The sequence below is a fragment of the Streptomyces sp. NPDC002309 genome (assembly GCF_053593375.1).
This window is the reverse complement of sequence record NZ_JBSFCI010000026.1, coordinates 107,341-133,472: the sequence shown is the minus strand read 5'-3', so window position 1 is coordinate 133,472 and position 26,132 is coordinate 107,341. Positions and strand designations below refer to the sequence as shown.

Sequence of the window (26,132 nt, the reverse complement as noted above, 5' to 3'; positions counted from 1 at the left end):
CAGGGTCGGACGCGGGCCCCGGGGGCGACGTGGCCGTACCCGCACCGCGTGGCCCGAGGAGCGTGGCGCGGGCTGTCGACGGCCGAAGCCCGTACCTCGCACGTCGGCGTGGTCCTGCCCGCACGGAGCGGGGCCTCGCTCGCGCGTGACGCGGGCCGTGGCGGCCGACGTGGGCCGCAGGGGCGGACGCCGGTCCCAGGGGTGACGTGGCCGTACCCGCACGGCGTGGCCCTGTCCGCGCGCGGCGCGGGCCCTGTCGCCCGCGCCCGGCGGTCGTCGTCGCTAGGGCACCCGGTCCAGCAGCAGCACCGCCACGTCGTCGGTGAGTTCGCCGCCGTTGAGCTCCCGCACCTCGTTGACGGCCTCGCGCAGCAGCCGTTCCCCGCGCAGTCCCTCGGACAGCTGGCGGCTGATCATCTCCACCATGCCCTCCTGGCCGAGCCGCTCGCGGCCCTCGCCGACACGGCCCTCGATCAGGCCGTCGGTGTAGAGCATCAGGCTCCACTCCCGGCCCAGCTCCACCTGCGTCCGCGGCCAGCGCGCGCCCGGCAGCAGGCCGAGTGCGGGGCCGTTGTTGTCGTTCGGCAGCAGCCGCGGCGCGCGACCGGGGCGGGCGACCAGCGGGGCCGGGTGACCGGCCAGGCACAAGCCCGCCCGGCGCCCGTCCGGCGCTATGTCGACCGTGCACAGGGTCGCGAAGATCTCCTCGTCCGGGCGTTCGTGCTCCAGCACCTGCTGGAGGGTGTTCAGCAGCTGGTCGCCGCACAGACCCGCCAGCGTCAGCGCGCGCCAGGCGATGCGCAGCTCCACGCCGAGCGCGGCCTCGTCGGGGCCGTGCCCGCAGACGTCGCCGATCATGGCGTGCACGGTGCCGTCCGGCGTGCGCACGACGTCGTAGAAGTCGCCGCCGAGCAGCGCGCGCGAGCGGCCGGGGCGGTAGCGGGCGGCGAAGCGCAGCGGGGAGCCGTGCAGCAGCGGCGTGGGCAGCAGACCGCGTTCCAGCCGGCGGTTCTCCTGGGCTCGCAGCCGGCCCTCGGCGAGCCGTCGCTCGGCCGTGTCGGAACGTTTCCTCTCCACGGCGTAGCGGATCGCGCGGCCCAGCAGCCGGCCGTCCAGCTCGTCGCGGAACAGATAGTCCTGGGCGCCCACGCGCACCGCCTCGGCACCGCGCTCGGCATCGCCGGACGCGGTGAGGGCGAGGACGGCGTGCCGGGGCGCCAGCTCCAGCACGTGCCGCAGGACGTGGAGCTCGTCGTCGCTGTCCTCGGACCGGCCGGGAGCGGACAGTGCGAGGTCCAGCAGGATGCAGTGGACGTCGTCGGTCAGCAGCCGCGCGGCCTCGGTGAGGTTGCGGGCGGTACGGATCCGGATCGGCTTGCCGGACTGGTCGAGCAGTTCCGGCACGATCGGTGAGCCGCCGGGGTCGTCCTCGATCAGCAGCAGTGTGAGGTTGGTGTCCGTGGTCGCGCCGGTGGTCGTCTGGGCCTTCTCTTCCGTGTGCGCTTCCTTGCGCGGAGCCTCAGTACCGGGATCACCGGATGCACCGGAGAGGCCGCGGACTGCGGGCGCGGCCTGCGCCTGACCACTTTCCACGGCCGGGATCGCTCTCTGCCGCGGTACGGGTACGGGCATTGTCCTGGGTTCCTTCCCTCCCCCCGAGGGCATGGCGGGTGCGAGGGACCTCGACCCACCGACCGGGACCATAGCGGGTGTCGGCGCCGCAGCGGAATGGTGTGAGGCGCGCCGCTCGGGGGTCGGCCACTGTCATATGCCGCGATCCGTATCGCAGTTGGACAGGACGCCGCCCGGTCCCTGATGACAAAGCTCACGTCCGTGGACGGCCCGCCGCGAACGGGCGTGGGGTGGGTCACGTGGGCCACGTCACCGTGATTCGTGGGGCGTTGCGGCCCGGACGCTCAGTCCGCCCGGGCCGTCTCGGGGCGTACGACGCCCAGGATCGGCATCGATCCGGCCCCCGCGATCGTGATCGTCCGTCCCGGCCGTGGGGCGTGCACCATCGCGCCGTCACCCACGTACATCCCGACGTGGCTGGCGTCGCCGAAATAGATGATCAGGTCGCCGGGCCGCATGTCCTTCACGGCGATGTGCCGCAGCTGTTTCCACTGCTCCTGCGAGGTGCGCGGGATGGCGCTGCCGGCCGCCGCCCAGGCCTGCGAGGTCAGCCCGGAACAGTCGTACGTCCTCGGGCCCTCGGCGCCCCATTCGTACGCCTTGCCTATCTGCCGGGTCGCGAACTTCACGGCCTTCCTGCCCTGCTCGGTAGCCGTTCCGTCGATCCCGTCGAGGACGCCGGAGCCGAGCCAGGCGGTCTGCGCCTCGTAGGCGGCACGTGCCTCCAGCTCCGCGAGGCGCTTCTTCTCCTCCTTCTCCAGCTGGGACTCCAGCTTCTTGGCCGCCGCGATCCGCTGCTCGATCTTCTTCCGGGCGGCGGCCTTCGCCTTGCGGCCCGCCTCCAGCTTCTTCCACTGGGCGGAGGCGTCCTGGGCGTACTGCTCCAAGTCCTGCTGGGTGCGGGTCAGCTCCTGCAGCAGATGCTTGGTGGCGCGCTCGCCCTGGCGGACCCGGCTGGTGCCGTCGAGGAACTCGCCAGGGTCGTCGCTGAGCATCAGATGTGCCTCGGGCGGGAGGCCGCCGGAGCGGTACTGGGCGGCGGCCGCGGAGCCGGCGCGCTTCCTCAACTCGGCGAGCTTCTCCTTGCCTTCGACGATCAGCTTGGCGAGCGCGACGATCTCGGCGGACTGCTGCTCGGCCTTCTCCTCCGCCGCGTTGTAGGCGTCGGTGGCCGAGGCGGCCTCGCGGTAGAGGATGTCGAGTTGCTCGCGGACCGCTTCCAGTTCCTCGTTCGTCGCGGGGGCCGAACCCGGGCCCGTGCCGGGGTTCGTGGACGGGTTCGTGGAGGGGGTGGGGGGCGGTGCGGGTGCCGCGAACGCCGCTCCGGGTGCCGCCAGCACGGTGACGGCGCAGACCACGGTCACCGCTGCCGCGATCAGGCCGCGCTTGCCCCTCGCCATACCCCTGCCCCCAAGCTGATGGCCCGTCAGTAACATTGATCGCCCGGGCGATCGTGCCATGCCGTGGCGCAAAACGACAGAGGCAGTGACTGCCTCCCCCATTCCGGCCGTCGCACGACGATCCCCCCGCCTTTTGTGACGAACGACTCACCGAGATCGTTCCGCGTGAACCGGCGCGCCGGGAGAACGGGAGGGAAAGGCCGAACGGCCGGGGCGCCAACGCCGTCGGGGCGCTGTTCACGCCGGGCGGCGGACGGGGCCGTCACCTACGCGGCGCCAACGCCTCCCAGGCGACGGTCATTTCCCCCTGCCGCCAGCGTGCCGGACCGTCCGTCACCGGCCAGTCGGCCGTCAGGTCGCGCACGGTGCGGATCCAGCGCTGGCGCGCGCCGTACGAGGCGTAGGGCGCCGCGGCGGCCCAGGAGCGGTCGAAGTCGCGCAGGAAGGCGTGTACCGGCTCACCGGGGACGTTGCGGTGGATCAGCGCCTTGGGCAGGCGTTCCGCCAGGTCCGAGGGGCGCTCCAGGGAACCGAGGCGGGTCGCGAAGGTCACCGTGCGGGGACCCTCCGGGCCGAGCGCGACCCACACGTGCCGCCTCCCGATCTCGTCGCAGGTGCCCTCGACGAGCAGCCCCCCTCGTGAGCCGGCCGACGGATCGGCGGGCGCGAGGCGTGCGCACAGCCGTTCCCAGACGTCGGCGACCTGTGCCTCGTCGTACTGGCGCAGGACGTTGGCCGCGCGGATGAGGTGGGGCCGCCGGGGGAGCGGGATCTCGAAGCCGCCGTGCCAGAAGGCGAGTCCCTCGCGCGCGTAGGGCTGCGCGGCGGCCACGCGCGCGGGTTCGATCTCGACGCCGACCACGCGCGCGTGCGGTGCGGCCGCGCGCAGGCGGGTCAGGAGTTCGACGGCGGTCCAGGGGGCGGCGCCGTAGCCGAGGTCGACGGCGACCGGGGAGCCGGCGCGGCGCAGCTCGTGGCCGTGCGTGGCAGCGATCCAGCGGTCCATGCGCCGCAGCCGGTTCGGATGGGTCGTCCCGCGCGTCACGGTGCCCACGACGGAGGTCCCCCTGCTCGGGCGGGGCCGAGGGTGGGGCGGGGGCGCTGCGCGGGCTGTCATGCCTACGAGGGTATGGGCGCCTGAGGTGTGCTCCACCGGAGCACCCGGGGTGTGCTCCACCGGACGTCTCCGCCCCGGTGTGGACAGAACGCGCCTCCGCCTCGAACGGTTGAGCGAGATGCGGTAATGATTCAGCAAAAAACCACTGTCCGGAAATGGGGCACGGACCTCCGGTGTTGGACAGGGTCGGAGGGCCCGGTGCCCTCGGTCAGGCATGCCCGCAGCAGGGAGGAACGGCACGTGAGCCATTACGTCAGCAGGCTCGGTCGCCGCTCGCCGGCGTCCCCCTCGCGGCTCCGTCTGGGGCACCGGCGCGCACGCCGCGTGGCCATGCTCTCCGTGCACACCTCACCGCTCCACCAGCCCGGCACCGGCGACGCCGGCGGCATGAACGTCTACATCGTGGAACTCGCGCAGCGTCTGGCCGCCCTCGACATCGAGGTCGAGATCTTCACCCGCGCGACCACCGGCGCCCTCCCGCCCGCCGTGGAGCTCGCCCCCGGTGTCCTCGTCCGGCACGTCGACGCCGGACCCTACGAGGGCCTCGCCAAGGAGGACCTGCCGGCCCAGCTGTGCGCCTTCACGCACGGCGTGATGCAGGCCTGGGCGGGCCACCGCCCCGGCTACTACGATCTCGTCCACTCGCACTACTGGCTCTCCGGCCACGTCGGCTGGCTCGCCGCCCAGCGCTGGGGCGTCCCCCTGGTACACGCCATGCACACCATGGCCAAGGTCAAGAACGCCAACCTCGCCGACGGCGACACCCCCGAGCCCGCCGCCCGTGTCATCGGCGAGACCCAGATCGTGGCCGCCGCGGACCGGCTGATCGCCAACACCGCCGAGGAGGCGGGCGAGCTGGTACGGCACTACGCCGCCGCCCAGGCCAAGGTCGCCGTGGTCCACCCGGGCGTCAACCTCGACCGCTTCCACCCGGCCGACGGCCGCGCCGCCGCGCGCGCCCGCCTGGGCCTGCCGCAGGACGCGCTGATCCCCCTCTTCGCGGGCCGCATACAGCCCCTGAAGGCCCCCGACGTGCTGCTCCGCGCGGTCGCCGTCCTGCTCGACGAGCGCCCCGACCTGCGCTCCCGGCTGGTCGTCCCGGTCGTCGGCGGCCCCAGCGGCAGCGGCCTCGCCAAGCCGGAGGGTCTGCAGAAGCTGGCCGCGCGGCTGGGCATCACCGACGTCGTACGCTTCCGCCCGCCGGTCGGCCAGGACCAGCTCGCCGACTGGTTCCGGGCCGCGTCCGTGCTGGTCATGCCGTCGTACAGCGAATCGTTCGGGCTCGTCGCCATAGAGGCGCAGGCGGCCGGTACGCCGGTGCTGGCCGCCGCGGTCGGCGGACTGCCGGTGGCCGTGCGGGACGGCGACACCGGGTTCCTCGTCCAGGGGCACGATCCGGCGGCCTACGCGCGTGTGCTGCGTGACTTCGCCGACGATCCGCACCTGTGCTCACGGCTGGGCACGGCCGCCGCCCACCACGCCCGCTCCTTCGGCTGGGACGCCTCGGCCGCCGCCACGGCGGAGGTCTACGCGGAGGCCCTGCAGTCCCACCGCCGCCGGTCCCGGGCCTGCTGAGGCCGACGGTCCGGGCCTGGTGAGGCTGACGGCCCGGGCCCGCTGCGGTTGCCGGCCCCGGGCTGCTGGGGGCGAGCCGTTGCGGGTGTACGGCGGTCGGCGGCGGGCTGTTGCGGGCGTACGGCGGTCGGCGGTGGCCGGGCGGGTTGCGGTCGAGGGTTCCGGGCTGCCGGGGCCGGCGGTGCCGGGTGCACGGCGGCCGACGGCCCTCGGGCCCCCCGCGGCCGGCGGTGCCGGGCTTGCTGGGCCGGACTGCCCCGGGCCCCCGCGGCCGGCGGTGCCGGGCTTGCTGGGCCGGACTGCCCCGGGCCCCCCGCGGCCGGCCGTGCCGGGCTCGCTGGGCTTGACTGCCCTGCGCCCACCGCGGCCGGCGGCCCCATGGCCCGCTCCGGCATGCCCCCGCTGACGTACGCTGCGGCCATGGGCGATGCAGAGCAGCGGGCCGCGCAGGTCATCGAGGGCGTGTTCAAGGACGCCGAACTGGAGTGGGAGAGCCCCACGCCGGGCCACTACGTGGTCAAGCTCCCCGGCACCCGCAAGCTCTCGACCACGGTGTCCCTGATCGCGGGACGCCACTCCCTGTCGTTGAACGCCTTCGTGATCCGCCACCCCGACGAGAACGAACCCGCCGTCCACCGCTGGCTCCTGGAGCGCAACCTCAAGCTGTACGGCGTCAGTTACGCCGTCGACCCGCTCGGCGACATCTACGTCACCGGCAAGCTGCCGCTGGCCGCCGTCACCGAGGACGACATCGACCGGCTGCTCGGCCAGATCCTCCAGGCCGCCGACGGCGCCTTCAACACCCTTCTGGAGATGGGCTTCGCCTCCGCGATCCGCAAGGAGTACGCGTGGCGCGTCTCGCGCGGTGAGTCGACCCGCAACCTGGAGGCCTTCGCGCACCTGACTCGGCGCGAGGGACCGGAGGGCGGCGGGCCCACGCCGTAGCGCCCCGGGGGCAACCGGGCGGCGGCGGTACGGGCGGTGCGGACGGCTGAGCTGGATCTGGCCCAGCCGTATCGCCCCGTGGTCACGCGGCGCCCACCTCGGACTTCGCCGGGGAAGGCGCCCCGGCGACGGCCGGCTCCCGCCGGGGCAGCCGGCGCATCAGGACGCCGTACCCGAGCGCCGCCGCCGTACCGACCACCGCGCAGATCCCCCACAGCCACTGCGCGCCGTACCGGTCGATGACGAGGCCCGACACCAGCGGGGCGATCATGCCGGCGACGGACCAGGACATGGTGTGCATGCCCTGGTAGCGACCGCGCCCCTGGTCCGGGGAGAGGGCGACCACGAGGCCCGACTGGGTGGGCGCCATGACGATCTCGGCGAGGGTCCACACGCAGACGGTGAGCGCGAAGAGGCCGACCGAGCCGGCGAACGCCGTGAGGCCGAAGCCGTACCCGGCGAGCAGGGACGAGACGATCAGCAGCCGCCGGGGGTCGCGGTGCTCGATGAACCGGGTGACCGGGATCTGGAGCGCGACGATCAGTACGCCGTTGACGGCGAGGGCCATGCCGTAGTCGGCGGGCGTGAACCCGGCCTCGCCCATGGCGATCGGCAGGCCGACCGAGCCCTGCTGGAAGATCAGCGCCAGCAGGAACGACAGCCCGACCACGCCCATGAAACGGCCGTCGCGCAGCACCGTGCCCAGCGAGACGGTGTCGGCCTGCCGCACCGCGGCCGTCCGCTCGGGCCTGGACTCCGGCAGCTTCACGAAGACGACGAGCGCGCAGGCCATCGTCATACCGGCCTCGATCAGGAAGCCGGCGCGGTAGCTGACCTCGGCGATGAAGCCTGCCGCGGTGGAGGAGACCGCGAAGCCGAGGTTGATCGCCCAGTAGTTCAACGAGAACGCGCGGACGCGGTCCTCGGGACGGATGATGTCGGCCATCATCGCCTGCACCGCGGGCCGGGAGGCACTGGAGGCGGCGCCCACCAGGAAGGCGACGGCGGCGATGGCCGCGGGGTGTTCCACGAACCCGAGCAGCGCGACCGACACCGCCATGGACGACTGGGAGATGAGCAGCGTGGGCCGCCGCCCGAGCCGGTCGGCCATGACGCCGCCACCGAGGGACAGGACGACGCCGCCCAGGCCGTACAGCGCGGCGACCAGTCCGGCGTACGAGGCGGAGTGGCCGCGCTCGAGGGTCAGGTACAACGCCATGAAGGTGGCCACGAACCCGCCGAGCCGGTTGATCAGCGTGCTGGTCCACAGCCACCAGAACTCGCGGGGGAGCCCTGAGACGCTCTCCCGGACCACACGTCTCATGGTGACTGACGACATCACGGATCCCCCACAGCTGTAAGCGGCGCAAGCGGTGCTGACAACTTACGAAGGGGATCCGTGGGCCCGCCACTCAATTGACGGGAAGCGTCAATCGAGAGGGCCGCTCGGCGACTTCCGCCGCCCGTTCGAAGCGACTGGCGAACGGGTATTTCCGCTCCAGGAAGGCGTGGATGGCCGCCTGGGCCGCCGCCCGCTCCGCCGGGTCGGTGTCCACGTCGTTCAGGCAGAAGAAGTCGATGTCCTCACCCGCCTCCAGACGGGCCAGCCGGCGCCGCATGTCCGGCGTGCCCAGCTGGACGTAACGGAAGCGGTAGGCCGCCGGTACGGCCCGGCCGGTGGCGATCGCCCAGTGGTGATGCAGCGTGGACGCCGGGGCGACGTCGGTGGTGGAGCGGAACCGCGAGTACGAGGTCCGCTCCAGCTCCTCGACGCCGAGCTGCTCCATCTCCCGCATCACGGACATCAGCTGCGGATGCGGGGTGTGCAGCGACTTGTGCGTGATCTGGCGGCCGTGGAAGCGCCGGATCACCTCGCGGGTGTTCTTCCCTGCGGAGTTCGGGGCCGGCTCCTGCGGGTGCGGGTCGCCGATCCCGAGCTTCAGCGGGGACAGCGGGATGCGGGCGATGCCGTTGCCGTGGAAGAAGTGCTCCGCACGCACCGGGCGGTTGATGAAGACGTCGTCGTTGAAGTAGAGATAGCGCTCCGACAGGCCAGGGATGTGGTGGAGCCGGCTCTCGATGGCGTGCGAATTGAAGACCGGGAGCGCCTCGGCCGGGAGGATCTCCCGGTGGTCGACGACGGTCAGGCCCTCCGCCTCGGGATCCAGCCAGTCGGGGACCTGCGAGTCGGTCACCAGGTAGACGTGCCGGACGAACCCGGCGTTCATCTCCAGCGAGCGCAGCGCGTACTTCAGCTCGTCATGGCTGGTGTAGCGGGAGTCGCCGGTCTCGCGCGGGGCGATGACGTTCTCGGAGGCCGCCTGGTGGGTGCGGCGCTTCGCGGCCATCGCCGGGTCCGCGCCGTCGACCCAGGTGTAGACGGCGTCCACGGGGAAGCACACCTCGTCGATGCGCGGCTCGGCGAACGGGGCGAACGTCGGCACGCTCCGGCGCCGGACCTCCACCACGGCCGGCCGCTGCGCCGACACCGGGAGCACCTCCGAGACCGGGTTGCGGCGCGGCGCGACGAGCGCCGTCTCGAAGGCGTCCGGCAGCTGCCCGCCGGGCACGGTCAGATGGCCGGGATCCGCGCCCAGGTCCCGGCCGAGCCGCCAGAACTCGATGTCGCACCCCGACTCCAGACCGCCGAGCACCTGCCCCTGCGGGCCGAGGCGTACCTCGCCGGTCCGCAGCACCGACGCCCTCCGCAGCTCCTTCGGCAGCGCCCCGTCGGCCCACAGCACCGCCATGGCGACGGTGCCGTCCGGACCGACGGCGCCGACGAACGCGGCCGTGCGGGCGAAGTGCCGCGCGGCGGCGTCCAGCACCGTGCCGCGATGCGTCCGCTCGACGCCGATCGCCTGGCGCGGACCGGCGTGCCCCTGGTCGGCGGGGACCAGGAAGTACGGCACGCCGGCCGCCTCCAGCAGCGCGCACACGCGCTCCAGATCCGTGGCGGCGGCGTCCGCGGCGGTGTAGCCGGTGACCGTACGTCCGTACAGCCACGACGGGCCGCAGGCGACCCGGTGCAGGCCGGGGACGTCGGCCCGCAGCCCCCGGCGGGCCCGGGACGCGCGCAGCGCCCAGAGCCGGGCACGCAGCCGCAGCCGGACGCGCAGCGCGAGGTCCCGGGCGGCCCTCAGACCCGGGGGCGCCGCGAAACGATGACGGATTCCCATGGCTCGCGTCCGGTCAGCTCTGCCGCTCGGAGGGGGCGGCCGGCTGCCGCGACCCGCTCCGCGCCGCCTTCTGCGTCCCGTCCTGCTTTCCGTCCCGCTTCTCGTAGGGGCTCGGGAACGGGAAGTAGTTCTCCAGGAACTGGTTCATCCGGCGGCCGACCCGCTCCCGCTCCTGCGGCGGCACGTCGACGTCGTTCAGGCAGAAGAAGTCGAACCGGCGGTTCTGGCGCAGGTCGTCCAGGCGGTCGACGGCGTCCGGGCGGCTGATGTTGACGTACCGGAAACCGAACCTGCCCGGTACACCCTGGCCCGTCATCAGCGCGTACTGGTACAGCAGCGGCGCCGTCATGGCGATGTCCGTGGGCGAGCGGAAGCGGGACGCCATGGTCCGGGTGACGTCCTGCGGGAACAGCTCCTCCAGCGCCAGCAGCGTCTCGCGCCGCTGAGGCAGCGGGGTGTGCATGAAGTTGTTCGTCGTCATCCGGCCGTACTTCTCCAGCAGCAGCGCGCGGACGTTCTTGCTGGCGGAGTTCGTGGCCGTCTCCTCGGCGTGCGGCTTGCCGACACCGATCTTCAGCGGCGACACCGGGATCTTCATCAGGCCGCTGCCGTGGAAGAAGTGCTCCGGGGTGATCCGGCGGCCGACGAACACGTCGTCGTTGAAGTACAGGTAGTGCTCCGACAGCCCCGGGATGTGGTGCAGCCGGGTCTCGATCGCGTGCGAGTTGAAGACCGGCAGGACGTCCTCGGGGAAGATGTCGCGGTGGTCGACGACCGTGATGCCCTCGACCGAATCGTCGAGCCAGTGCGGTTTCTGGCCGTCGGTGACGATGTAGATGTGCCGGACGAAGTCGGCGTACATCGCCAGAGAGCGCAGCGAGTACTTCAGCTCGTCATGGCTCGTGTAGCGGGAGGCGTTGGTCTCCTTGTCCAGGATCTCGGCCGTGCCGCGCTCCTGGTACCGCGCCCGCTTGGCCCGCATCTCCGGCTGCTCGCCGTCGACCCACGTGTAGACGACGTCCACCGGGAACGTGACGCGATTCACGGTCGGCAGGGTGAGCGCGGCGAAGCTCGGCAGCTCGCGGTCGCCGACCCGCACCGTGACGGTCTCCTGCTCGGAGGCCGGCAGCACATCCGTGACGCCGTTGTTGCGCGGCGTGATCAGGGACTCGCGGAAGACGTCCTCCGAAGCCTGCGGCTGCACCTGCGCCAGGCGCTGCTCCCCCTGCTCGGTGGCGAGCAGCGCGGCCCCGTCCTCCCAGAACTCGACGTCGCAGGCCAGCTCGGGACCGGCGAGCAGCTGGCCGGCGGGCCCGAGGTGGTTCTCGCCGATCCGCAGCACGGGGGCCCTGCGCAGTTTGGCCGGCAGTACCCCGTCCAGGAACATCGCGGGGTGCTTGAGCTGACCACCGGAGACCGGCCTGCCGATGAACACGGGCTGGCCGGCGTACCGCGTCTCCAGGGCGGTGAGCAACCGCTCCCGGTCCACGGCGTTCACACCGACGGTGTGCCGGGTGGAAGAGACCGGCACGAGGAAGTACGAGATCCCCTCCTGCTCCAGCGTCGAGACCACCAGGTCGAGGTTGGAGGCGGCGGCTTCGGCGGCCGTGAACCGGGTCACGACCCGGCCGTACAGCTGCTGGCCTCGCACGGCCACCGGGCGCAGGACGGGATCACCGACCGCTGCTCTGCGGCGCCGCCGCATGGTACGCAGCTGCCACACCCGCTCGGCGGCCTTCCGCTCGACTCGCGGTTTCATCCGCCGCGCAAAGGAACGCACGGTCACGTTCAAAGCTCCTCTTCGTGTACCCCCACACCCGTCCTGCGATTACCAGACGGCCGACGGCGGGGGATGGTTTCTAGGAGTTAACCAAAAATTCAGCCGGAAGGTGGACACGGCGGGTGGGTGCTTCAGACCACAGGGGGCCCCTTTCGGCCGTCACCCCTCGGGCCGCTCGCCTCGTTCGGGGGCTTAGGTAGGCTCGAACCCATGGCCGACGCACCGTACAAGCTGATCCTCCTCCGCCACGGCGAGAGCGAGTGGAACGAGAAGAACCTGTTCACCGGCTGGGTGGACGTCAACCTCACCCCGAAGGGGGAGAAGGAGGCGACGCGCGGCGGTGAGCTGCTCAAGGACGCCGGCCTGCTGCCCGACGTGGTCCACACGTCCCTCCAGAAGCGCGCCATCCGCACGGCGCAGCTGTCCCTGGAGGCCGCCGACCGCCTCTGGATCCCGGTCCACCGCTCGTGGCGCCTGAACGAGCGCCACTACGGCGCCCTGCAGGGCAAGGACAAGGCGCAGACGCTCGCCGAGTTCGGCGAGGAACAGTTCATGCTGTGGCGCCGTTCGTACGACACCCCGCCGCCGGCGCTGGACCGCGACGCCGAGTACTCCCAGTTCTCCGACCCGCGCTACGCGACCCTCCCACCGGAGATCCGCCCGCAGACGGAGTGCCTGAAGGACGTCGTCGTCCGCATGCTCCCGTACTGGTTCGACGCCATCGTCCCGGACCTCCTCACCGGCCGCACGGTCCTCGTCGCCGCCCACGGCAACTCCCTGCGCGCCCTGGTCAAGCACCTGGACGGCGTCTCGGACGCCGACATCGCGGGCCTGAACATCCCGACGGGCATCCCGCTCTCCTACGAGCTCGACGCCGACTTCAAGCCGGTCGTCCCCGGCGGCACGTACCTTGACGCGGACGCGGCGGCGGCCGCGATCGAGGCGGTCAAGAACCAGGGCAAGAAGAAGTAGCTTTTGTGATCATGCCCCCGATCTGCGCATACGGCGCGGGCGGGGGCATTTTCGCGGCCTGGCCCACTGTGGGACCTCAGCGCGGCGGGTCCTGCGGCGGCCGGAGCGCCTGACCGAGTGCTTTGCGGGCCCGGTCGCGGCTGCTCGGCATGAGGTGCGCGTACCCCTTCAGAGTCAGGCCCGGGTCGGAGTGCCCGAGGTACTCCGCGAGAGCCTTGATGCTCTCTCCGGGGTCCAGGAGCACGGACGCAGAGAAGTGCCGGAGTGCGTGCATGCGGTGCTCGCGCGCGGCGGCGTACTCGCGGCTCTTGGCTTCGGGGACGACGATCGGCGCCCGGACGCGGCCGTGGAGTCCTTCGTCAGCCTGCTGCAGAAGAACGTCCTCGACCGCCGGAGCCGGACCACCCGTGAAGAACTGCGGTTCGCGATCGTGACCTGGATCGAGCGGACCTGTTACCGACGTCGCGGACAGGCCGCACTCGGCCGCCTGAGCACCGTCGAATGCGAAACCGTCATGATCACACCGGGCCTCCAGGTCGCGTGACCGAACCTGTCACCCGAACACGCAGCAGATCCACGCGTGTTCCCGGCTCCGCGCTGCCCGCTCCGCCCGCGCTGCGCCGACGCGCGCTCTGGCAGGGGTCGGTCGGTAGTAGGAGGCCCGATCCCGGCGTGGCCGGGGCGGTCGGCACCGCGGGCTGATCCGAAGGACGCGCCCCGGACGGACCGGATGCGCGGGCAAGGGCGCCGAGCCGGCCGTTGACAGCCGATTTTCGTAGGCAAACCGTTGTCAGCGCGTTGTTGCCCGGCGGGTCCGTCACCCGCATCCTGACGGTTCACCACGATCATGATGAAAGAACGAAGGTTTCCCGCACATGCAGCAGATCCCCGACCTCGGAAAGAACTCGCTCGGCAAGCCGGATCCGTGGGCCAAGTTCAGGGGGCTGGCCTGGTGGCAGTTGGTCCTCTCGATCGTGCCGATCGTCCTGCTGCCGGTAGGCGGGGCGATAGGCGGGCTCATCGGGGCGGCGGGCCTCTTCGCGAACCTCTCCCTCGCCCGTAAGTCGTTCGGGACGCCGGTCAAGTTCCTGGCGATGCTGGGCGTGGTACTCGCCTCCTATCTGGGGTACTTCCTCGTCGTGGGTCTCGTCTACAACCTGCTCTAGGGCTGAGTCTCCGGCCGGAAATTCGCGCAAGCGCGGTCACTCAGCGCGGCCGCTCCCCGGTGCCCAGGACGGCCGGGGGAGAGGATGCGACGCTGGAGTGAGGGGCCCGGTCAGTTCCTGAGTCCGACGACCGGGGGGCACCGCTCACCGAGCGGCGCCAGGCGGCCCTACCGCGCGGATCCGGCCCGCCGGGACCAGGACCGTGCGACCGACCCGGAAGGCAGGTGCGTGATATGCGCACGTCGACCCGTGTCGCCGGTGCCCTCACCGGCCTGACCCTCACCCTCGGCGGCGGCGCGGTTCTCGCCGCTCCCACGGTCCGGGCGGACATCCCCGCCTGTACGCGCATGGCCGAACTGGCCGGTGCCACCGCTTCCGACTCCGTCACAGCGGCGTGCGGCCGTGGCGTGGTCGGAGATCTGCAGAGTTGTGTGACCGGGCTGACCGGGGCCGGAGTGGCGGGCGGCGCCGCGACCGGTGCCTGCCGGGCGGCGGCTCACGAACCGCGTTAGAGGCCCGTGCGCGGACTCGCCCGGCCTCCTCTCGCGGGCCTCCCGCAGAGCGCCCATCCTGAGGAGGAGGGCGCCGTCGTCTTGAGACCTGTCCTTCCCGAAGGCCGGACGAAGGCGCCTGAGAGGAGGAGGAAGTCATGCGTATACGAAGAATTCTGGGGCTCGCCCTGGCGGCGGCAACCCTTGCCGGCGTGAGCGCTTTCGGCATTGTCGGCGCGGGGGCAGCCGCCGCCGGGGCCGCCTCGTCCCCGAACATCTCCAGGGACGACTGCACGACCGCCGGTGGACAGATCGTTGCACGCCCCTACGCCGGCTACGCCTGCGCGCTGCCTGACGGGACCATGCAGTCGATCACCTGACGGCGCCTGCAACTGAGCCGTCGATGAACACAGGTGAGCACAGATGAACGCCCCTGTACATCGACCGGCACCCCACCGGCACAGCCGGAAAGCGTGAGCCTGCCGCCGGCCCGTCAGCATCTCGCGTTCGGTTCATGCCGGGCTCGTGTGCCCGGCATGATGGGCGGGACCTGCCTCACGGCTGACGGTTGTGGACTGGGGACGTCCGAGGGTCCACGCAGGCATACGGGGCCCGCTGGGCGGTACGAGGTCTTCCGGCGGTACAGAAGGGGGCGGTGTGGGCGCCAGTTGGGTGGGGTTGCTGATCGCCGTGGTGGGCGTGGCGGGAACGCTCGGGGCCGCGCTGCTGACGCAGAACCGCGCGGACCGCACCAAGCGCATGGAACTCCAGGCCGCCGCTGAACAGCGGCGCGAAGAGCGCGGTCACGCCCAGGAACTGCTCAGGGCGGAGCAGGCCGTACAACGGCAGCGCGAGAGCCTTGAACGGCGGCGCACCTGCTACATCACCTTGAACACCGCCTCACGCCAGTACCTGACGGCGATGACCAACCACCTCTACGCGCTTGAACGCGGCGAGGACGTCGCCACGTCCCTGGAGAGGCTGGAGGCATGCAGGCTGGTCTACCGGGACAGTTACGCGGAATCCCAGATGATCATTCCTGACGCGGTGTTGCGCGCGTCCAGCACGGCGAAAAAGCGATTGAACGCCGCCTACGGCAAGCTCATGAAGTGCGGAGCGGCACCCTCCACTTACGCGCAGGAGTTGGCGGCCTTCGAGGGTGAACTCCACGAGGAGGTCTGGCCCTGCCTCGGGGAACTGAAGCAGTCCATGCGCGCCGATCTGGGCGTCGACGACCAGCTCTGACCGGTCAGCCCCGCACCGTGTTCCCGTCGGGCCTCCGCCACGGCGTCGGACAGCGGCACGTCAGCCGGCGGACCTGGCGTCCGACCTCGCGCGGATACCGGCGCCGCCTTTCGGCGTACGCCGGTACGTGCGTCATGCGGAGGTCGTCATGACCGGGGAGCCCGCAGATGCTTGCGTTCGGCCAGTTCCTCCGCGCTGACCACGGTCAGAATGGGCGTGCCGGGAGGGGCGAACATCGTCACCACCAACTGTGACTCCGCGTCCGGGAGGTTGTTGGCGCCCTGGTAGTGGATCACGTCGCCCCCGGGCTCGAACAGGGCTTCACCGGCCTTGAGCACACGGGGCGGTTGCCCCTCCAGCTCGAAGAGGATCTCGCCCTGCGTCACGTATCCGAAGATCGGGCCGGGGTGCCGGTGCGGCGGGGCGCCGGTGTCACCGGGCTGCAGGGTGACCCGGATGGTCCTGGCCTCGGCCCCGACGGGGATGCCGGCCGCGGCCTCCGGCAGGGTCGTCAGTACCTCGATGCCTGGGGGCAGGTGGGCGTGCGTAGCGCTCATGTGTTCCTCCGGAGTGAGAACTGTCCGAGGCTGAGGACAAGGCGGCCTCTCTCTTTGTGACAGCCCCGCGCAGTAGGGCTGTTCGCGCCCGGGCTGTCCGGCGTCTCGACGAATTCACCTGCGGGAGGGGGAAATTGGGGCGTCCTCGTCGGCGCGGTGCCCCGGCACGGCGGGAAGCGCCGTCCCGAATGCGACCGCTCCGATGCGCATCTGGCGAAATGTCAGAAGCAGTAACAGTCAAGGCTGTAGACCACGATCACGATCGCCACGACGAACGCGACCGCCGCGGCACCTGCCGGCCGGCCACGCCGTACCGTCGCGGGGGTGCGCATCAACTCCCAGCCCCCGTAGGCGAGGAACGCCAGCAGGGCGCCCCCCACGCCCCCGGCCGCAAGCGGATTGCGTGTCCAGCCCCAGAAGAACGCCATCGCCAACCCGAGCACGGCGATACAGGAAACCACCGTCAGGACCGCTTCCCCGACCGCCTCGGTCACGGACTCCCGCAAGAACGAGCCGATGCCGCGAAGCACCCGTCGGACGCGTCCCCTTGCCGCGGGCACAGCCATACGCCCCCCTCACGAACAGCCGGTCCGCAATCACCGGATCGCACAGGATGACATGCCGGTCACCGCCGACGGTCTCCCGCGCGCCGACGCGAAGGGCCCCCGGCGCTCTCGCCGGGGGCCCTTCACCGTCGTGACAACTCCGAGTACGGCCTCAGCCGCACTGGCAAGGGTTGCCCTGCTGGCACCCGCACGTGCACCCCGAGCCGCAGCCGCACGCGCCGATCAGGTTGAGGCTCCTGATGTCGGCGGGCTGCTCGGTGGGGCGTTCCTGCGTGGGGTCGGGTGTGGTCGTACGGGGCGTGCTGGGGGATTCAGCCATGGGTCCCTCCTCAAGGCACTGTGCCTGTGCTCATTCCATGCCCGCTTCTCCCGGCGCATCAACGGCGCACGGAGGCGGAAATGCGCCCCTGCCGGACCTCGGGAGCCCCTTTCAGGCCCCTCCACCCCGCCTTCAGGCTCCCTCCACCCCCGGCACGCCGTCCGTCTGGAGCTCGTCCGCGTGCTCGCCCGTGACGAGGAAGACGACGCGCTTGGCCACCGCCACCGCGTGGTCCGCGAAGCGCTCGTAGTAGCGGCCGAGCAGCGTCACGTCGACGGCCGTCTCGATGCCGTGCTTCCAGCGGTCGTCCATCAGGTGCTGGAAGAGCGTGCGGTGCAGCTGGTCCATCTCGTCGTCGTCCTGCTCGAGCTGCAGCGCCAGGTCGATGTCCTTGGTGATGATGACCTCGGCGGTCTTCGCCATCAGACGCTGGGCGAGCTGGCCCATCTGCAGGAGCGTCGCGTGGAGGTCGTTCGGGACGGCGCGCGCCGGGAAGCGGAGGCGGGCGAGCTTGGCGACGTGCTGGGCGAGGTCGCCGGAGCGCTCCAGGTCGGCGCTCATCCGCAGTGACGTGACCACTATCCGCAGGTCCGTGGCCACCGGCTGCTGCCGCGCCAGCAGGGCTATCGCCCGGGCCTCCAGGTCGTGCTGCAGGTCGTCGATCTTCTTGTCGCCCTCGATGACGCTTTCGGCCAGCTTCAGGTCGGCGTCGAGCATGGACGTCGTGGCGCGTCCGATCGCCGACCCGACCAGCCGGGCCATCTCGACCAGGCCGTCGCCGATCGAGTCAAGTTCCTCGTGGTACGCGTCCCGCATCAGGTTTCCCTCTCGTGGAATGTCATGGGGGATTCAAAATGGGGGCCTTCCGAAGTGCCGGGAATGCCGGAACTCCGTTCGAAGTGCCGGGCATGCCGATACCCCGTCCGAAGTGCCGGTCGTGCCGGGACCCCGTAGTGAACCGGTGGTGCGAAGCCCACGCTCCCACGTTCCGGTCCCTACGCGTCCGTTTCGGCCATCCCAAATGAATCAATACTGGCTCCAAGGTGAACTCTGGGCGACGAGTGTTCGAGGTCCCACTCGGACGGCTGTGGGTAAGGGGTAGCGCATGCCTAACCTGGACGCATGGACGTGAACGCGGCGGTCGCCGCAGCGGCAGCGATCGCCGGTGTGCTCACCGGTGTCATCGCCATGCTGGCGTTCCGCTGGAGCGAACGCGACCTGAAACGCCCCACCCGCACCTCCCTGCACACAGACCCCGTGCTGCCCCCCGGCGTCGACACGGTGCTGTCCGTGCTGCGCTCCTCGGCCGTGGTCCTCGACGAGGCCGACGCGGTGGTCAAGGCCAGCTCCGCCGCCTACGCCCTCGGTCTGGTGCGCGGCGGCAGGCTCGCGGTCGACCCCATGCTCCAGATGGCCCGCGACACCCGGCGCGACGGAGAGATACGACAGGTCGAGCTGGACCTGCCCCGGAGGGGTTCCGGTCGCGGCGAGGCGCTCGCCGTCTCCGCCCGGGTCGCCCCCCTGGGCTCCCGGCTCGTGCTGCTGCTGGTCGAGGACCTCACCGAGGCCCGCAGGATAGAGGCGGTACGGCGGGATTTCGTCGCGAACGTCAGCCACGAGCTCAAGACCCCCGTCGGCGCCCTCTCCCTCCTCTCCGAGGCCGTCATGGACGCCTCGGACGACCCGGAGGCCGTGGAGCGTTTCGCCGGCCGGATGCAGATCGAGGCGACCCGGCTGACCAACCTGGTGCAGGAGCTGATCGACCTCTCCCGGGTCCAGAACGACGACCCGCTGGAGGACGCCGAGCCCGTCCGGGTGGACGAACTGGTCGCCGAGGCCGTCGACCGGTGCCGGCAGCAGGCGGGCACCAAGCAGATCACCATGGCCGCCGGCGGCACCGCCGACCTCTACGTCTGGGGCAACCGCAGCCAGCTGGCCGCCGCCCTCGGCAACCTGGTGGAGAACGCCGTCAACTACTCCCCCGCCCGCACCCGTGTCGGCATCGCCGCACGCCGGGTCAGCGCTTCCGGCGGGGAGACCATCGAGGTCGCCGTGACCGACCAGGGCATCGGCATCTCCGAGAAGGACAGGGAGCGCGTCTTCGAGCGCTTCTACCGCGTCGACCCCGCCCGCTCCCGTGCCACCGGTGGCACGGGCCTCGGGCTCGCCATCGTCAAGCACGTGGCCGCCTCGCACGGCGGGGAGGTCACGGTGTGGAGCTCCGAGGGACAGGGCTCCACGTTCACGCTGCGGCTGCCGGAGGCGGGTCTGGCCCGCGACCGGGCGCACCAGCACCCCGCCCTCGACGACGAGGCCGGGCAGTCCGCCGACCCGTCCCCTGCAAGACCCCCGTACGAACCGCTTCCCGCCCCGGAGGTCCTTCCGTGACCCGTGTGCTCGTCGTCGAGGACGAGGAGTCCTTCTCCGACGCCCTGTCGTACATGCTCCGCAAGGAGGGCTTCGAGGTCGCCATCGCGACCACGGGGCCCGACGGACTCGACGAGTTCGAGCGCAACGGCGCCGACCTCGTCCTCCTCGACCTGATGCTGCCCGGGCTGCCGGGTACCGAGGTCTGCCGCCAGCTGCGCGGCCGTTCCAATGTCCCGGTCATCATGGTGACCGCCAAGGACAGCGAGATCGACAAGGTTGTCGGGCTGGAAATAGGAGCCGACGACTACGTCACCAAGCCGTTCTCCTCGCGCGAGCTGGTCGCCCGTATCCGGGCCGTCCTGCGCCGCCGCGGCGAGCCCGAGGAGGTGACCCCGGCGGCGCTGGAGGCCGGCCCGGTCCGGATGGACGTCGACCGCCACGTGGTCACCGTCGCCGGCGCCAAGGTCGACCTGCCGCTGAAGGAGTTCGACCTGCTGGAGATGCTGCTGCGCAACGCCGGCCGGGTGCTGACCCGGATGCAGCTCATCGACCGCGTCTGGGGCGCCGACTACGTCGGTGACACCAAGACCCTCGACGTCCACGTCAAGCGCCTGCGCGCCAAGATCGAGCCGGACCCGGGCGCGCCGCGCTACCTGGTCACGGTCCGCGGTCTCGGCTACAAGTTCGAGCCGTAAACCGTCACACACCAGCGCTGAAGGGCGGGACCTCCTCGTGAGGCCCCGCCCTTCTTCGTGCGAACAGTCGCGTACGACGATCAGTGATCGGCCGTCCCGCCCTCGACGGACGCGGACGCGGCGTCGGTCGGCGTACCGGTCTCGGCGTCCGACTCCGAGCCCTCCTGGTCGCCCGTCGCACCTTCGTCGCCGGGCTCACCGGTCTCCCCGGGCTCACCCGTCTCCCCGGCCTCGCCTCCCTCGGCGGCCTCACCGGTCGCGGAGGCGGTCGGCGACGCGCTCGCCGCCGGAGAGCCGCTCGGCCCCCAGGGGGCGTAGAAGCCCTCCGCCGGGACGATGAACGCCCGCAGGCTCACGTCCCCGGTCTCGCTGAAGGCGAAGGTGACCTTGTGCGCGTCGCCGTCGGTGAGGGACTCGGCGTTCTGCAGGACCGCCGAGGCGTTCCCCTTGCCGCCGATGACGACGGAGCCACCCGCGGGGATGCTCAGCGCGCCCTTGCCCGACGCGGGGGTGAGCGTGACCTGCTGGGCGCCGTCGAGGGTGATGGACTCCAGCGTCTGGGCGCGGTCGCTGGAGTTGAAGACGGTGGCGGAGACGACGGCGGGGCCGGTCGCCTCGCGGTCCGCCTGGGTGATCACCAGCGCGTTCTGGATCTTGATGTCGCCGACGCTGGTGGCCGCGTTGTCCGGCACGATCTGCAGGGTCTGCGAGTTGTTGCCGGCGCCGCAGGCGGCGAGCGTGGCGATCGAGAACGCGATGGCGGAGGCGGCGAGGGCGCCGCGTCGAAGGCTGCTGCTCACGGCGGCGGCTACTCCTTGAAACGCAGGGGCGGCTTTCCTGGTAAAGCCGCCCTCAGTGGCTGTCAGCGGCCTTAGGTTACCGAGACGTTCCCCGCACCTCGCACCCGACCCTCCCCCGCGACCGCCCGGCTTCCCTCAGCAGGAGGTACGGAGAGCCTCCCTGTTCACGTGCGTGAGGCGCTCGTACGGCATTCACATAAGCCTTCGCGAAATTTACGTGAAGGAATGCGCGGCGGGTCCGAAAATTGATCACCGGAGAGTTGCTCCGGGAGTGTCGTGATCAATTCCGGAAACGTCTCGTACCGGCCGCCGGGCGCCGAACGGAGTAGCGGAAGTCGAGCGTTTGGAACCGGACATATGTGGACGTTCAGTCGCCTTGTGGGGGTGTCCGACGGATGTGACGTGCACGTTTCGGTCGGCCCGAAGAGCGGCTCCGACCTGCGAATACCTTGCTCCGACGGTTGGTCGAAGCACGTTCCGGTTGCTGTTGTCAAGCCCCGAGATATGCCCTGACCTGCGAAAACGCCATTCAGAAGCCGCCGTTTCCGTGTTACTCTGGATAGCCACGGAAGGGGTACCTGTCACATGACGTTCAAGGTTGGCGACACCGTGGTCTATCCCCATCACGGGGCCGCGCTGATCGAGGCCATCGAAACTCGCCAGATCAAAGGCGTGGACAAGACCTACTTGGTGCTGAAGGTCGCCCAGGGTGACCTGACGGTACGTGTGCCAGCGGACAATGCGGAGTTCGTCGGCGTGCGTGATGTGGTCGGTCAGGACGGGCTGGACCGGGTCTTCGAGGTGCTGCGCGCGCCGTACGCCGAGGAGCCCACGAACTGGTCGCGTCGTTACAAGGCAAACCTGGAGAAGCTCGCCTCCGGCGATGTCATCAAGGTCGCGGAAGTCGTGCGTGACCTGTGGCGTCGTGAGCGTGAGCGCGGACTCTCCGCCGGTGAGAAGCGCATGCTCGCCAAGGCTCGCCAGATCCTGGTGAGCGAGCTCGCCCTCGCGGAGAACACGAACGAGGACAAGGCCGAGGCTCTGCTCGACGAGGTGCTCGCCTCCTGACGCGAGGCAGGCTCGCCCCGCTCAGCACATGACATGCCGCGGTGCCCGATGACACAACCCAGTCGCCGGGCGCTGCGGCATGTTCGTACCCGAACACCGAAAACCGAACACTTCGTACCCGGATCACGGAGTCGTATTTCAGCCATCCGCGCGTCCCACCGCCGGATGGCTGTCCGGACGCCTGGACCGCCCGTCTCGTACGTCCGCCCTACGCCGAGGAAACTCCCCCCGGTACTGTGCGTGCCGTGCCCGGGCGGCCGGCTCGACCAGGGTCACGGAAGGGTCCGGTCAGAGCGGTACGCGCCCGCGCTCTTGCACGCTGAGGCCATACCCACCTAGGCCGAGCACACAAACCTGACAGGAAACGATGTCTGACGTTTCGCGCCCTTCGCCCGCAGGAGCCCGTACCGCCGCGGTCATCCCGGCCGCCGGCCGGGGTGTACGCCTCGGCCCGGGCGCCCCCAAGGCGCTCCGTGCGCTGAACGGGACGCCGATGCTGATCCACGCCGTACGCGCGCTGGCCGCGTCCCGCGCCGTCTCCCTCGTCGTGGTCGTCGCCCCGCCCGACGGTGCCGCCGAGGTCAAGTCCCTGCTCGACGCCCACGCACTGCCCGAGCGCACCGACTTCCTGGTCGTCCCCGGAGGGGGGTCGCGCCAGGAGTCGGTCAGGCTCGGCCTCGACGCGCTGCCGCCGGGCTACGACATCGTGCTGGTGCACGACGCCGCCCGCCCGCTCGTTCCGGTCGACACCGTCGACGCGGTGATCGAGGCGGTCCGTGACGGAGCGCCGGCCGTGGTGCCGGCGCTGCCGCTGGCGGACACGGTCAAGGAGGTCGAGCCCGCGCTGACGCCGGGCGAGCCGGAGCCCGTGCTGGCCACGCCGGTACGGGCGCGGCTGCGCGCCGTGCAGACGCCGCAGGGCTTCGACCGGGCGACGCTGCTGCGGGCGCACGAGACCGTCACCGGCGAGGTCACCGACGACGCCGGCATGGTCGAGCAGATCGGCGAGCGTGTCGTCGTCGTGCCCGGGCACGAGGAGGCGTTCAAGGTCACCCGGCCGCTGGACCTGGTGCTCGCCGAGGCGGTCCTGGCGCGCAGGAGGCTGAACGATGGCTTCTGAGGCACCGCTTCCGCGGGTCGGCATCGGCACCGACATCCACGCCTTCGAAGAGGGGCGCGAGCTGTGGTGCGCCGGCCTGAAGTGGGAGGGCCAGGGGCCCGGGCTGGCCGGGCACTCCGACGCGGACGTCGTGGCGCACGCCGCGTGCAACGCGCTGTTCTCCGCCGCCGGTCTGGGTGACCTGGGACAGCATTTCGGCACCGGGCGCCCGGAGTGGTCCGGTGCGTCGGGCGTGGCGCTGCTGACCGAGGCCGCCCGGATCGTGCGCGAGGCGGGCTTCCGGATCGGCAACGTGGCGGTGCAGGTCGTCGGGGACCGCCCGAAGGTCGGCAAGCGCCGCGACGAGGCCCAGAAGGTCCTCTCCGAGGCGGCCGGTGCCCCGGTCTCCGTCTCCGGCGCCACCACGGACGGGCTCGGCTTCCCGGGCCGCGGCGAGGGTCTGATGGCGGTGGCCACGGCGCTGGTGGTGCGCGCCGGCTGACGGCACCGGCATCGCGCGCGGGCCGTCACGAAGCGGCACGCCCGCCGTCCGGAAGAAGAGGTGCGTCGTCCATGAGAAGAGGCGCACGTTGTCCACAAGGGGCACGAGGCATGGCCCTCCGCCCACTACCCTGGAGTGGTGACCATTCGCCTGTACGACACCAGCGCCCGGCAGATCCGTGACTTCTCCCCGCTCACGCCGGGTTGTGTCTCGATCTACCTGTGTGGTGCCACCGTGCAGGCGGCCCCCCACATCGGGCACATCCGCTCCGGCCTCAACTTCGACATCCTGCGCCGCTGGTTCGAGTACCGCGGCTACGGGGTGACGTTCATCAGGAACGTCACCGACATCGACGACAAGATCATCGGGAAGGCGGAGGAGCAGTACCGCCCCTGGTGGTCCATCGGGTACGCGAACGAGCGTGCGTTCAACGACGGTTACGCGGCGCTCGGCTGCCTGCCGCCCACCTACGAACCGCGTGCCACCGGCCACATCACCGAGATGGTCGAGATGATGCGCGGCCTCATCGAGCGCGGTCACGCCTACGAGTCCCACGGCAGCGTCTACTTCGACGTGCGCTCCTGGCCCTCGTACCTGGAACTGTCCCGGCAGGACCTGGACGAGATGCGCCAGCCCCCCGAGGACGGCATCTCCGGAAAGCGTGACCCGCGCGACTTCGCCATGTGGAAGGCCACCAAGCCGGGCGAGCCCGACTGGGAGACCCCGTGGGGCCGTGGGCGCCCGGGCTGGCACCTGGAGTGCTCGGCCATGGCGCACAAGTACCTGGGCAGCGCCTTCGACATCCACGGCGGCGGCCTGGACCTGATCTTCCCGCACCACGAGAACGAGATCGCCCAGGCCAAGGCGTTCGGCGACGAGTTCGCGCGGTACTGGCTGCACAACGCCTGGGTCACCATGAGCGGCGAGAAGATGTCCAAGTCGCTGGGCAACTCGGTGCTGGTGTCGGAGATGGTCAAGCACTGGCGGCCGATCGTGCTGCGCTACTACCTCGGCACGCCGCACTACCGCTCGACCATCGAGTACAGCGAGGAGGCCCTGCGCGAGGCCGAGTCCGCGTTCGCGCGGATCGAGGGGTTCGTGCAGCGTGTGGTGGAGCTGGCCGGCGGACCGGTCGAGCCCGCCGCCGAGGTGCCGCCCGCCTTCGCCGAGGCGATGGACGACGACCTGGGAGTGCCGGGGGCCCTCGCGGTGGTGCACAACACGGTCCGGCAGGGCAACAGCGCCCTGGCCGCCGACGACAAGGAGAGCGCGGTCGCCCGCCTCGCCGAGGTCCGCGCCATGCTCGGCGTCCTCGGCCTGGACCCGCTGGACGCGCACTGGGCGGGTGAGGGCGATCGGAGCGAGGATCTGCACGGCGTGGTCGACAGCCTCGTACGTCTCGTCCTGGATCAGCGTGAGGCGGCCCGCTCCCGCAAGGACTGGGTCACCGCGGACGCCATCCGCGACCAGCTGGGGCAGTCCGGCCTCGTCATCGAGGACAGCCCGCACGGGCCGCGCTGGAGCCTCGGCCCGCGCTGAGCGGAGCCCGAGGCGCAGCACAACGGTGTGCCGTCCGCGATCCGGCGCGGCACACTACATAGACGTACGTACTCCCACAGACAGGTAGATCATGGCCGCGAACAACCGCCGCATGTCCGGCAAGAAGGGCGCGCAGGTCGGCAGCGGCGGCCAGCGGCGCCGGGGCCTCGAGGGCAAGGGGCCTACGCCCCCCGCCGAGATGCGCAAGGGCCACGCCAAGCAGCGTGCCGCCGCCGCGAAGACACGGCGCGCGCAGGGGCGTCCGCAGCAGCGGCGCGCAGGAGGCAAGGGCACCTCGGAGCTGGTCGTCGGGCGCAACCCGGTCTACGAGGCGCTCCGCGAGGGTGTGCCCGCCAGCACGCTGTACGTCCAGCAGTTCATCGACAGCGACGAGCGGGTCCGCGAGGCGCTCCAGCTCGTGGCCGAACGCGGCGGCATCAACCTCATGGAGGCGCCGCGCCCCGAACTCGACCGGATGACGAACGGACTCAACCACCAGGGCCTCGTCCTCCAGGTGCCGCCGTACGAGTACGCGCACCCCGAGGACCTCGCAGCCGCTGCCGCCGACGCGGGCGAGGACCCGCTGATCGTCGCCCTGGACGGGGTGACCGACCCGCGCAACCTCGGCGCGGTCGTGCGGTCCGTCTCCGCGTTCGGCGGCCACGGTGTCGTCGTGCCCGAGCGGCGCGCGGCCGGGATGACGGCCGGTGCCTGGAAGTCGTCCGCGGGTACGGCCGCCCGCACGCCGGTCGCGCGCGCGACCAACCTCACGCGCGCGCTGGAGGCGTACAAGAAGGCCGGGATCGTCGTGGTCGGGCTCGCCGCCGACGGCGAGGTCGAACTCGGTGACCTCGAAGCGCTGGGCGGACCGGTCGTCATCGTCGTCGGCAGCGAGGGCAAGGGCCTCTCGCGGCTGGTCGGGGAGACCTGCGACCACCGCGTGCGGATTCCGATGCCGGGCGGCGCCGAGTCGCTCAACGCCGGTGTCGCGGCGGGGATCGTGCTGTACGAGGCGGCCAGCCGGAGGGTCTGAACGGTCGTTCGGCAAGGTCACCCGTCCGGGAGGTTCCGGGCTGTCCGGACAAGCTTGACGCGGTCCGGACAGATCCGGCGGG

General features: G+C 71.3%; 25 protein-coding genes and 2 pseudogenes. 15 read left to right on the top strand and 12 right to left on the bottom strand.

Annotated features, from left to right (window positions below):
• Positions 1 to 282: 282 nt before the first annotated feature.
• The 3 genes from ACWCPM_RS22585 to ACWCPM_RS22575 all read right to left on the bottom strand — a co-directional run bounded on the left by ACWCPM_RS22585 (position 283) and on the right by ACWCPM_RS22575 (position 4,149).
• Positions 283 to 1,632, bottom strand: a complete 1,350-nt coding sequence (locus ACWCPM_RS22585; RefSeq protein WP_450978028.1) for a PP2C family protein-serine/threonine phosphatase — start codon at positions 1,630 to 1,632, stop codon at positions 283 to 285.
• 284 nt (positions 1,633 to 1,916) lie between these two features.
• Positions 1,917 to 3,032: an NlpC/P60 family protein gene (locus tag ACWCPM_RS22580; RefSeq protein WP_450978027.1), complete on the bottom strand. Its 1,116-nt coding sequence runs from the start codon at positions 3,030 to 3,032 to the stop codon at positions 1,917 to 1,919.
• Between the two features lie 262 nt (positions 3,033 to 3,294).
• On the bottom strand, positions 3,295 to 4,149 hold the full coding sequence (locus tag ACWCPM_RS22575; RefSeq protein WP_450978026.1) for a class I SAM-dependent methyltransferase: 855 nt from the start codon (positions 4,147 to 4,149) through the stop codon (positions 3,295 to 3,297).
• 240 nt (positions 4,150 to 4,389) lie between these two features.
• Here ACWCPM_RS22575 and mshA point away from each other — a divergent pair, with 240 nt between their 5' ends.
• Both mshA and ACWCPM_RS22565 read left to right on the top strand, forming a co-directional pair.
• Positions 4,390 to 5,724, top strand: a complete 1,335-nt coding sequence (gene mshA, locus ACWCPM_RS22570; RefSeq protein WP_450978025.1) for a D-inositol-3-phosphate glycosyltransferase — start codon at positions 4,390 to 4,392, stop codon at positions 5,722 to 5,724.
• 420 nt (positions 5,725 to 6,144) lie between these two features.
• A complete protein-coding gene (locus tag ACWCPM_RS22565; protein ID WP_450978024.1) occupies positions 6,145 to 6,669 on the top strand; it encodes a YbjN domain-containing protein in 525 nt (174 codons plus the stop codon).
• An 82-nt stretch (positions 6,670 to 6,751) separates the two neighbouring features.
• Here the strand turns inward: ACWCPM_RS22565 and ACWCPM_RS22560 are convergent, their stop codons facing one another.
• From ACWCPM_RS22560 to ACWCPM_RS22550, 3 genes are all read right to left on the bottom strand, one after another.
• Positions 6,752 to 8,008 (bottom strand): MDR family MFS transporter, encoded by a 1,257-nt coding sequence (locus tag ACWCPM_RS22560; RefSeq protein ID WP_450978023.1) that lies wholly within the window; start codon positions 8,006 to 8,008, stop codon positions 6,752 to 6,754.
• 73 nt (positions 8,009 to 8,081) lie between these two features.
• On the bottom strand, positions 8,082 to 9,848 hold the full coding sequence (locus tag ACWCPM_RS22555) for a stealth conserved region 3 domain-containing protein (protein ID WP_450978022.1): 1,767 nt from the start codon (positions 9,846 to 9,848) through the stop codon (positions 8,082 to 8,084).
• Positions 9,849 to 9,861: 13 nt separating this feature from the next.
• Positions 9,862 to 11,607 (bottom strand): stealth family protein, encoded by a 1,746-nt coding sequence (locus ACWCPM_RS22550; RefSeq protein ID WP_450978021.1) that lies wholly within the window; start codon positions 11,605 to 11,607, stop codon positions 9,862 to 9,864.
• A gap of 231 nt (positions 11,608 to 11,838) precedes the next feature.
• Here ACWCPM_RS22550 and ACWCPM_RS22545 point away from each other — a divergent pair, with 231 nt between their 5' ends.
• The gene (locus ACWCPM_RS22545) at positions 11,839 to 12,600 is read left to right on the top strand and encodes a phosphoglyceromutase (protein ID WP_450978020.1); all 762 of its coding nucleotides are present in this window, start codon (positions 11,839 to 11,841) and stop codon (positions 12,598 to 12,600) included.
• Between the two features lie 76 nt (positions 12,601 to 12,676).
• On the opposite strand, the pseudogene ACWCPM_RS22540 reads toward ACWCPM_RS22545, so the two are convergent.
• Positions 12,677 to 12,925: pseudogene (locus ACWCPM_RS22540) on the bottom strand (tyrosine-type recombinase/integrase); the annotation flags it as partial.
• Between the two features lie 12 nt (positions 12,926 to 12,937).
• On the opposite strand from ACWCPM_RS22540, the pseudogene ACWCPM_RS22535 reads away from it, so the two are divergent.
• The 5 genes and pseudogenes from ACWCPM_RS22535 to ACWCPM_RS22515 all read left to right on the top strand — a co-directional run.
• Positions 12,938 to 13,144, top strand: a pseudogene (locus ACWCPM_RS22535) (hypothetical protein); the annotation flags it as partial.
• Between the two features lie 331 nt (positions 13,145 to 13,475).
• Entirely contained in the window at positions 13,476 to 13,766 is a 291-nt protein-coding gene (locus tag ACWCPM_RS22530) for a hypothetical protein (RefSeq protein WP_450978019.1), read from the top strand.
• Between the two features lie 233 nt (positions 13,767 to 13,999).
• Positions 14,000 to 14,278: a hypothetical protein gene (locus ACWCPM_RS22525; protein ID WP_450978018.1), complete on the top strand. Its 279-nt coding sequence runs from the start codon at positions 14,000 to 14,002 to the stop codon at positions 14,276 to 14,278.
• 137 nt (positions 14,279 to 14,415) lie between these two features.
• Entirely contained in the window at positions 14,416 to 14,637 is a 222-nt protein-coding gene (locus tag ACWCPM_RS22520) for a hypothetical protein (protein ID WP_450978017.1), read from the top strand.
• Positions 14,638 to 14,914: 277 nt separating this feature from the next.
• A complete protein-coding gene (locus ACWCPM_RS22515) occupies positions 14,915 to 15,502 on the top strand; it encodes a hypothetical protein (protein ID WP_450978016.1) in 588 nt (195 codons plus the stop codon).
• A 146-nt stretch (positions 15,503 to 15,648) separates the two neighbouring features.
• Here ACWCPM_RS22515 and ACWCPM_RS22510 read toward each other — a convergent pair whose 3' ends face one another.
• The 4 genes from ACWCPM_RS22510 to phoU all read right to left on the bottom strand — a co-directional run bounded on the left by ACWCPM_RS22510 (position 15,649) and on the right by phoU (position 17,760).
• Positions 15,649 to 16,059, bottom strand: coding sequence for a cupin domain-containing protein (locus ACWCPM_RS22510; RefSeq protein WP_450978015.1), 411 nt, complete (start codon positions 16,057 to 16,059; stop codon positions 15,649 to 15,651).
• Positions 16,060 to 16,280: 221 nt separating this feature from the next.
• Positions 16,281 to 16,553 carry a hypothetical protein gene (locus tag ACWCPM_RS22505; RefSeq protein WP_450978014.1) on the bottom strand — a complete coding sequence of 91 codons (273 nt, stop codon included), beginning with the start codon at positions 16,551 to 16,553 and terminating at the stop codon, positions 16,281 to 16,283.
• 223 nt (positions 16,554 to 16,776) lie between these two features.
• On the bottom strand, positions 16,777 to 16,944 hold the full coding sequence (locus tag ACWCPM_RS22500; RefSeq protein WP_365444482.1) for a hypothetical protein: 168 nt from the start codon (positions 16,942 to 16,944) through the stop codon (positions 16,777 to 16,779).
• 132 nt (positions 16,945 to 17,076) lie between these two features.
• Positions 17,077 to 17,760 (bottom strand): phosphate signaling complex protein PhoU, encoded by a 684-nt coding sequence (gene phoU / locus ACWCPM_RS22495; RefSeq protein ID WP_450978013.1) that lies wholly within the window; start codon positions 17,758 to 17,760, stop codon positions 17,077 to 17,079.
• A 306-nt stretch (positions 17,761 to 18,066) separates the two neighbouring features.
• On the opposite strand from phoU, the gene ACWCPM_RS22490 reads away from it, so the two are divergent.
• A complete protein-coding gene (locus ACWCPM_RS22490) occupies positions 18,067 to 19,332 on the top strand; it encodes a sensor histidine kinase (RefSeq protein WP_450978012.1) in 1,266 nt (421 codons plus the stop codon).
• The gene (locus ACWCPM_RS22485; RefSeq protein ID WP_345617623.1) at positions 19,329 to 20,009 is read left to right on the top strand and encodes a response regulator transcription factor; all 681 of its coding nucleotides are present in this window, start codon (positions 19,329 to 19,331) and stop codon (positions 20,007 to 20,009) included. Before ACWCPM_RS22490 ends, ACWCPM_RS22485 begins: the two co-directional genes overlap by 4 nt.
• 80 nt (positions 20,010 to 20,089) lie before the next feature.
• Here the strand turns inward: ACWCPM_RS22485 and ACWCPM_RS22480 are convergent, their stop codons facing one another.
• The gene (locus tag ACWCPM_RS22480) at positions 20,090 to 20,809 is read right to left on the bottom strand and encodes a DUF461 domain-containing protein (RefSeq protein WP_450978011.1); all 720 of its coding nucleotides are present in this window, start codon (positions 20,807 to 20,809) and stop codon (positions 20,090 to 20,092) included.
• A 585-nt stretch (positions 20,810 to 21,394) separates the two neighbouring features.
• On the opposite strand from ACWCPM_RS22480, the gene ACWCPM_RS22475 reads away from it, so the two are divergent.
• The 5 genes from ACWCPM_RS22475 (at position 21,395) to rlmB (ending at position 26,050) form a co-directional block, all read left to right on the top strand.
• Entirely contained in the window at positions 21,395 to 21,877 is a 483-nt protein-coding gene (locus ACWCPM_RS22475) for a CarD family transcriptional regulator (RefSeq protein ID WP_003953493.1), read from the top strand.
• 367 nt (positions 21,878 to 22,244) lie between these two features.
• Positions 22,245 to 22,997 carry a 2-C-methyl-D-erythritol 4-phosphate cytidylyltransferase gene (ispD, locus tag ACWCPM_RS22470; RefSeq protein WP_450978010.1) on the top strand — a complete coding sequence of 251 codons (753 nt, stop codon included), beginning with the start codon at positions 22,245 to 22,247 and terminating at the stop codon, positions 22,995 to 22,997.
• Positions 22,987 to 23,478: a 2-C-methyl-D-erythritol 2,4-cyclodiphosphate synthase gene (ispF, locus tag ACWCPM_RS22465; RefSeq protein ID WP_450978009.1), complete on the top strand. Its 492-nt coding sequence runs from the start codon at positions 22,987 to 22,989 to the stop codon at positions 23,476 to 23,478. The genes ispD and ispF overlap by 11 nt, the downstream gene beginning before the upstream one ends.
• 138 nt (positions 23,479 to 23,616) lie before the next feature.
• Positions 23,617 to 25,017 carry a cysteine--tRNA ligase gene (gene cysS, locus ACWCPM_RS22460; RefSeq protein WP_450978008.1) on the top strand — a complete coding sequence of 467 codons (1,401 nt, stop codon included), beginning with the start codon at positions 23,617 to 23,619 and terminating at the stop codon, positions 25,015 to 25,017.
• Between the two features lie 91 nt (positions 25,018 to 25,108).
• Entirely contained in the window at positions 25,109 to 26,050 is a 942-nt protein-coding gene (gene rlmB / locus ACWCPM_RS22455; protein ID WP_450978007.1) for a 23S rRNA (guanosine(2251)-2'-O)-methyltransferase RlmB, read from the top strand.
• Positions 26,051 to 26,132 lie beyond the last annotated feature (82 nt).

Bases quoted from the DNA above. Each gene is read 5' to 3' on its own strand.
- ACWCPM_RS22585 (WP_450978028.1), bottom strand. From the start codon at position 1,632: ATGCCCGTACCCGTACCGCGGCAGAGAGCGATCCCGGCCGTGGAAAGT.
- ACWCPM_RS22580 (WP_450978027.1), bottom strand. From the start codon at position 3,032: ATGGCGAGGGGCAAGCGCGGCCTGATCGCGGCAGCGGTGACCGTGGTC.
- ACWCPM_RS22575 (WP_450978026.1), bottom strand. From the start codon at position 4,149: ATGACAGCCCGCGCAGCGCCCCCGCCCCACCCTCGGCCCCGCCCGAGC.
- ACWCPM_RS22565 (WP_450978024.1), top strand. From the start codon at position 6,145: ATGGGCGATGCAGAGCAGCGGGCCGCGCAGGTCATCGAGGGCGTGTTC.
- ACWCPM_RS22560 (WP_450978023.1), bottom strand. From the start codon at position 8,008: ATGTCGTCAGTCACCATGAGACGTGTGGTCCGGGAGAGCGTCTCAGGG.
- ACWCPM_RS22555 (WP_450978022.1), bottom strand. From the start codon at position 9,848: ATGGGAATCCGTCATCGTTTCGCGGCGCCCCCGGGTCTGAGGGCCGCC.
- ACWCPM_RS22550 (WP_450978021.1), bottom strand. From the start codon at position 11,607: ATGAAACCGCGAGTCGAGCGGAAGGCCGCCGAGCGGGTGTGGCAGCTG.
- ACWCPM_RS22545 (WP_450978020.1), top strand. From the start codon at position 11,839: ATGGCCGACGCACCGTACAAGCTGATCCTCCTCCGCCACGGCGAGAGC.
- ACWCPM_RS22530 (WP_450978019.1), top strand. From the start codon at position 13,476: ATGCAGCAGATCCCCGACCTCGGAAAGAACTCGCTCGGCAAGCCGGAT.
- ACWCPM_RS22525 (WP_450978018.1), top strand. From the start codon at position 14,000: ATGCGCACGTCGACCCGTGTCGCCGGTGCCCTCACCGGCCTGACCCTC.
- ACWCPM_RS22520 (WP_450978017.1), top strand. From the start codon at position 14,416: ATGCGTATACGAAGAATTCTGGGGCTCGCCCTGGCGGCGGCAACCCTT.
- ACWCPM_RS22510 (WP_450978015.1), bottom strand. From the start codon at position 16,059: ATGAGCGCTACGCACGCCCACCTGCCCCCAGGCATCGAGGTACTGACG.
- ACWCPM_RS22500 (WP_365444482.1), bottom strand. From the start codon at position 16,944: ATGGCTGAATCCCCCAGCACGCCCCGTACGACCACACCCGACCCCACG.
- phoU (WP_450978013.1), bottom strand. From the start codon at position 17,760: ATGCGGGACGCGTACCACGAGGAACTTGACTCGATCGGCGACGGCCTG.
- ACWCPM_RS22490 (WP_450978012.1), top strand. From the start codon at position 18,067: ATGGACGTGAACGCGGCGGTCGCCGCAGCGGCAGCGATCGCCGGTGTG.
- ACWCPM_RS22475 (WP_003953493.1), top strand. From the start codon at position 21,395: ATGACGTTCAAGGTTGGCGACACCGTGGTCTATCCCCATCACGGGGCC.
- ispD (WP_450978010.1), top strand. From the start codon at position 22,245: ATGTCTGACGTTTCGCGCCCTTCGCCCGCAGGAGCCCGTACCGCCGCG.
- ispF (WP_450978009.1), top strand. From the start codon at position 22,987: ATGGCTTCTGAGGCACCGCTTCCGCGGGTCGGCATCGGCACCGACATC.
- rlmB (WP_450978007.1), top strand. From the start codon at position 25,109: ATGGCCGCGAACAACCGCCGCATGTCCGGCAAGAAGGGCGCGCAGGTC.